Source organism: Kitasatospora sp. NPDC034533 (assembly GCF_055575155.1).
On record NZ_JBVITE010000134.1, the window covers coordinates 1 to 5,612 of the forward strand.

Below are 5,612 nucleotides of genomic sequence, written 5' to 3' on the forward strand. Positions count from 1 at the left end.
GCACACCGCGCCGACGGCCCGCCGTGAAGCACCAGAACCGGACAACCTGCCTTCAAGGACTACGAGAACCGCCCAAGACTCGCAGAACACCCTCTGAGGATGAAGGATCGGGCAGACCAGAGAAAGATACCCGCGATGTGGAGTCCGGCCAGGTAGACGGTGGCGGTCTTCTCGTAGCGGGTGGCGATCCCACGCCACTGCTTCAGGCGGTTGATGCACCGTTCGACAGTGTTGCGCAGCTTGTAGGTCTCACGGTCGAACGCCGGTGGTCTGCCACCGCGACTGCCGCGGCGTAGCCGGTGTCCGCGCTGGTCGGCGGGGACGGGGATCACTGCCTGGATACCACGCTTGCGCAGGTGCTCGCGGATCGCGCGCGAGGAGTACGCCTTGTCGGCCAGGACCAGATCCGGCCTGGTCCGAGGCCGTCCTCGCCGACGAGGAACGCGCAGACGGGCCATGACGTCAGTGAAGGCAGGCGCGTCACCGGCCTGTCCGGCGGTGAGCACGAAGGCCAGTGGTCGGCAGCGGCCGTCGGCGGCGAGGTGGATCTTCGTGGTCAGTCCGCCGCGGGACCGGCCGATGGCATGGTCGTCAGGTTCGCCGGCCGGGGCCCCTTTCCCCGAGCCCCGGCCGCATGCCGGTGAGCCCGCACGATCGTGGAGTCCACCGACACGGCCCAGTTGAGATCCCCGTCCGCGTCGGCCTGGGCCACCAGAGTGGTGAAGACCCGCTCCCACGTGCCGTCGACAGCCCACATCCGCAGCCGGTTGTAGACACCTCGCCAGTTGCCGTACTTCTCCGGCAGTGAACCCACTGCGTGCCGGTCTGGAACTTGAAGGCGATCGCGTCGATCACCTCACGATGGTCCCGCCAACGGCCACCCCGCTTCGGCGTCCGATCCGGGAGCAACGGCTCGATCCTCGCCCACTGCGCATCAGTCAACGACACACTCGAACCAACGACCAACTGATCCAAACGAAACTGCCTAGCCGCCGCGACAACCACTTGCCTTCGCCGAGCCAGTGCCCGCTGACCAGGAGGGCCAGCTCCGAGGCACGCTGCAGCATGTGCGAGACCAAGTACACCCGCTCTGCAGGGTCCGTGCAGCCGCGCAGATCATCAAGCAAGTCGGTCAGAACGTACCGCTGGTAGTCGCGCTCTCGGTCCGAGAGCGGCGGGCCCGCAGCCCCTGGTCCCGCCTGGTGGACCGTGATCGCAGGCGCCTGGCCCCGCCGCAGGGCGGTCCCCGGCCTGGGGCCTGTTGCGAAAGTGACGGTTGAGCCACGAGAGCTGCTGGAGCACTGCGATTATCCAAGGCATGACGGTTGACTGGAACAGAGGTGAAGTCGCCTTCAGGATCGCGACTGACGATCACATAGGCGAGGTCCTGGGGGTGCTCGACGAGGCCGCGACATGGCTTGGCACGCGAGGGATCACCCAGTGGCCCTCGCGATTCGACGCGGAGTGGGTTGCCGAGGCAGTAGCACGCGGTGAGACGTGGCTGATCAGCGTCGGAGACACGGCCGCGGGCACTGTCACTCTGGATTGGGACGATCCTCTTTGGGCGGATCTTGGCGGTTCCGCGGGCTATGTGCACCGGATGGCCGTGTGCCGCTGGGCTGCCGGGCTGGGGGCTGTGATGCTCGGCTGGGCGTCCGATGCCGCGGGCCGCCGCGGCGCCGATGCCCTACGGCTGGACTGCGTGAGCTCCAACGTGCAGTTGCGCGCTTACTACGAGGCTCGGGGGTTCGTGCACCGTGGTGACGTGGCCGTGGGCGGTGCCCCCGGACAGCGGCACGACGAGGGCCCCGTTACCTGGGTGAGCCGGTACGAACTCAGCTTGCGGGCGGGTTGATCGTCTCCGTCACAGCCACTCGTTGATGGCGGCGACCAGCACGGTCGCCTCGTAGCGGACGGCGAGCTTGTCGTAGGTGGTCCGACGCCCCGGGTGTGTCGAGCAGCCGGTACTCGGCCACGGCCAGGGCGAGCGGCGCGCTGACCCACGCCTGGTCGATCCGGTCGTCGCTGGCGGTACGGCGCAGCAGGGAGGCGCCGCCGCCCTGCTGGTAGAGGTGCCAGGCGACGTCCACGTAGCCGGTGCGGGCGAGGGTCTCGGCGACCCGCCGGTCCGGGGCGACGGAGGTGGAGTTCGTGCTGCCGGGCGGCCGGCGCAAGGTGCGCCCGGACGCGGTGTGGCAGGCCTTGGAGGTCGGGGTGCCGGTGCTGATGGCCGAGGTCGACCGCTCCACCATGGCCCCGGAGCGGGTGGCCGCGAAGTTCCCCGCCTACCGCGAGCTGTTCCGCGCCAAGGTGAAGAGCACGGAGCCCGCGCTGGCCGAGCAGGACCCGGCCGACCGCACGGTGCACTGGTGGCGCCGCACCTGGCCCGGCCACACCCGGCCCGGCTACCCGCCCGTCGTCCTGGTCGTCACCGGAGCCGGACCCGTCGCCCTGGCAGGCCGCCAGGAGGCCGTGGCGGACCTGTCAGCCGAGATCTGGCGCGGGCAGTGGTGGACAGTGCCCCAGGACGACAACGAGGGCGACGGCTGGCGCGAGTACGACGACGCCGTGCCCATCCTCACGACCACCCTGGAGCTGCTGGCCACCCGCGGTCCCCTCGGCCCCGTCTGGTGGCGCTACGGCCGCCCCGGCCGGCACTGTCTGCTCGACGCCCTGGAGAACCCGGACAACCGCGCCGCCTACAACCAGCGCCAGAAGGCCCGGGAGAAGAAAGCCCGCCAGGAGCACCGAGAGTGGATGCGCACCCTCGCCTGCGCCGACTGCGGCAACGTTCCCGAGGAGGAGAGCACCTGGCACTACGGCCTCGACGGCAACCGCGTGGAGTGGACCCGCCAACCCGGCGGCCGCTGCTGGTCCTGCCACCGGGACCGCGAGGAACTGTTGGAGCGGGAGGCCCAGGAGCAGCTGGAGGCCCCCCGGGAGGCGAACGCCGGGCTGCGCCCGTGCTGGACGTGCCGGGGTTCGATCGGAGGGAAGGAGGGCTCGAAGCTGGAGCTGCGGGAGGAGGCCAGCCCGGATCGGCTTGAGTGCCCGCAGTGCGAACAGGACCGCACCGTCAAGGACTTGGGCGCGTTGATGCTGCCGGTCCCGACCAAGCGCGAGCAAGTGGCCGCGCTGGTCTCCACCCCGGAGGGGGCCTGATCCACCCACCACGTCCCTGAGGGGTGCCGCCCGCTGCCCGGGGGTGTGACCTGTGTTGAGCGTCCCAGGCATCGAATCCCTGCAAATGGGGTTAATCGCCGTCGTGTCCGTAATTTGTCTAGACCACTGATCCTAGGGGTGTGGTGGGGGCCGGTGAGTGTGGCGGCTCGTGCCTGGTGACTGTGCGTGCTTGCCGGGCGGGGCCCGGGACTGGCCGGTTCGCGTTCGGGGGTGTCCCCGGGTGCTTTCCCGGGCCTGGGGAATTCCGTGTCGATTCCGGCTGTTTTCCGGGATTTCTTGTTCCGAGTTTCGCGGGGTGTTTCCGCCGTGGTTTTCCGGTGATTCCTCGTCCGATTCTTCTCCCCCTTTTCCAGGGGGCTGGGGGTGGTGCGCGTCACGGGCAATGGGGTGTGGCGCGCACCGGTGCCGATCCTGTCAGGCCGCCGGCAGGCGGCCTGCCCCGGGGCCGCTGGCCGCCATCCTGCCCGGCCGTCAGACCACGGTGGGGGGCGTCCAGGAGGCGCTGGAGGTTTGGCTCGGTGGCTTGTCCTGGGGTGGGTCGTGTCGCGTTCTGGTGCTCAACGGGCGGGAACGAGGGTAGCGCCGCAGATGACGTTCGCGTCGGTGCAGTCAGGAGGAAGGGGTGGACTGGAGGACGGGCGGGTGTCCGGTGGGACCGCCGGCACTGGGGTCTCGGTCCCGTTGCCGAGGAGGAACGTCAGCACAGTGCCACCGACCACGAGCACCACCCACACGATCACCGCGCCACGCTGCCACCGCTTCACGCTCAACCCCGCTCCCAGCCCCCTGGCTGCGCCCACTGTATCCAGCAGGGCGGGCGGGGCCCGCGGGCCTGGCTTGGGCGGTGACCGTCGCTGGGTGCTGTCGCGGGCCCCTGTCGTGTGGGGCGTCAAGCCGGCTGTCCCGGCCGCCCCGCCGCCCGCCGCCCGGCGATCCGGGCGTCGCCCGCTGGCCGCCAGCCGCTGACCGCCAGCCCGCCCGGGGGCGGTGTCGTCGTGGCTGTACCTGGCAGCTGACCGGCCCAGCCCGTCTTGCTGCGCCTGGCGTCGTCGGCCGTCCTGCTGCTGCCTGCTGTCGGCTGTGACGCGGGGGTGCAACGCGGGGTGATGCAACGCGGGGCCGTGTTGCAGGCCTGACCAGGGGTTATGTGGCTGTAGGAGGGGTGGGTGGGTGTGTTGCGCCCCTCCGTGTTGCACCTGTCGTGCCGGTGCGCCGGCCTCGGCGGTGCCCCGCCCCGCCCTGTCCTGCTGTGCCTGGTCGTCGTCCTGGTTGGCCGTCAGGCCGTCCCGGGCCGGGCCCGATCCTGGTCGGCCGCCAGGCCGTCGTCCTGGTCGTCGCCGGCGCTGTCCCCGGGGGTGGCCTCGGTGTTCTGCCCGGGGTTGGCCCGGTGTTGCCGCAAGACTGTCCGCAGCCCCGCTTTCTGAGGGGCCGCAAGGCCCCATCAAGGCCCCATCAAGGTTCCCTGGCCCGGGAATTCCGGTGCACCGTTCCGGGGCCGTGCTGCGCTCTTTCTGGCGGCGCCGTAGGTGACGCCGTCCCCGGTCCGCTGGAAGGTCTTCCTGGGCGTCGCGTCTTGTCGGGGTGGGTGGATTTTGCGGGTGCCCCGGGTGATGTCTTTCCTGAAGTTTCCGGACCGCGCCGAGGGAAGCATTCCAGTGCGTTGTTCTGGTGGGGAGGCGCGGGCGATTCCACGCATTTGTTCCGGCAGTAACGGAGGGAATGCCATCGGGCTGGGGATCGGGCCGTGGATGGCGCCTTTTCCGTGTTTGAGGGTGCCCTTGAGTGGGGTTTGGTGGCGTCATTCTCGCGTGTTCGTGGTGGGGCTGGCCGGTGGCATCCCTGGCGGGTTTCAACGGTTTCAACGGCACCGTGTTGGGCTCGCGCTGCGCCCTGTTCCGGTGTTTCCGGCCGGGGCTGGCCGTCAGGGAGCTGAGGCGGGTTCCCGGCGCGGTGCCCGTCCCGTGCCTGGGTCGAGGGGAGGCTCGGGTGGTGGGGCCCGGCAGGGCCCCGGACGGGGTTGGTGCTGCCGTTGGGGATTTGCGCCATATCGTCAACGGGGTGGTTCTGGGGTGTTGCCTCCCCGTCAGGGGAGGGCCCTTCTATCGGGAATTCGCGTCACATCGTGAACGGGGCTGGGGTGTCGGAGGGGAAGGGGCTGCTACCGGGAATTCGCGGCACATCGTCAACGCTCGCCAAGCCGGGGGCCGCAGACCCCGCCAGTTGAGGCCCCGCCAGGGGCCCAGCCTCGCCCACCCATTCGCCGCAGGCGAATGGCCCCAGCCACCCCGCCCGGCGCAGCCGGGCCCCGAGGCGCAGCCGAGGGAACACCACGCACGGTGACGGCGTAGCCGGCACCCCCGCACCTGGCGGTGCGTCAGCACCGCCTGAGGAGCCGTCAGGCGACGATTAAGCCGCAGGCTTCCGCCCCC

At 70.5% G+C, this 5,612-nt stretch carries 4 protein-coding genes and 1 pseudogene; 2 read left to right on the plus strand and 3 right to left on the minus strand.

Translation table 11 applies throughout. From position 1 onward, the window contains the following. Positions 1 to 59 precede the first annotated feature (59 nt). Positions 60 to 948 (minus strand): annotated as a pseudogene (locus ACZ55U_RS38640) (IS5 family transposase). 370 nt (positions 949 to 1,318) lie between these two features. On the opposite strand from ACZ55U_RS38640, the gene ACZ55U_RS38645 reads away from it, so the two are divergent. After that, positions 1,319 to 1,855, plus strand: coding sequence for a GNAT family N-acetyltransferase (locus tag ACZ55U_RS38645; RefSeq protein ID WP_465534252.1), 537 nt, complete (start codon positions 1,319 to 1,321; stop codon positions 1,853 to 1,855). Here ACZ55U_RS38645 and ACZ55U_RS38650 read toward each other — a convergent pair. After that, positions 1,836 to 2,252 (minus strand): hypothetical protein, encoded by a 417-nt coding sequence (locus tag ACZ55U_RS38650; RefSeq protein ID WP_465534254.1) that lies wholly within the window; start codon positions 2,250 to 2,252, stop codon positions 1,836 to 1,838. The genes ACZ55U_RS38645 and ACZ55U_RS38650 overlap by 20 nt on opposite strands. On the opposite strand from ACZ55U_RS38650, the gene ACZ55U_RS38655 reads away from it, so the two are divergent. Next, on the plus strand, positions 2,227 to 3,162 hold the full coding sequence (locus tag ACZ55U_RS38655; RefSeq protein WP_465534256.1) for a hypothetical protein: 936 nt from the start codon (positions 2,227 to 2,229) through the stop codon (positions 3,160 to 3,162). The two genes, ACZ55U_RS38650 and ACZ55U_RS38655, sit on opposite strands and share 26 nt — an antisense overlap. 1,297 nt (positions 3,163 to 4,459) lie before the next feature. Here ACZ55U_RS38655 and ACZ55U_RS38660 read toward each other — a convergent pair. Next, positions 4,460 to 4,582 carry a hypothetical protein gene (locus ACZ55U_RS38660; RefSeq protein ID WP_465534258.1) on the minus strand — a complete coding sequence of 41 codons (123 nt, stop codon included), beginning with the start codon at positions 4,580 to 4,582 and terminating at the stop codon, positions 4,460 to 4,462. Positions 4,583 to 5,612: the final 1,030 nt, after the last annotated feature.

Excerpts from the sequence above, each read along its gene's own strand:
- ACZ55U_RS38645 (WP_465534252.1), top strand. The coding sequence starts at position 1,319 with ATGACGGTTGACTGGAACAGAGGTGAAGTCGCCTTCAGGATCGCGACT.
- ACZ55U_RS38655 (WP_465534256.1), top strand. The coding sequence starts at position 2,227 with ATGGCCGAGGTCGACCGCTCCACCATGGCCCCGGAGCGGGTGGCCGCG.
- ACZ55U_RS38650 (WP_465534254.1), bottom strand. The coding sequence starts at position 2,252 with ATGGTGGAGCGGTCGACCTCGGCCATCAGCACCGGCACCCCGACCTCC.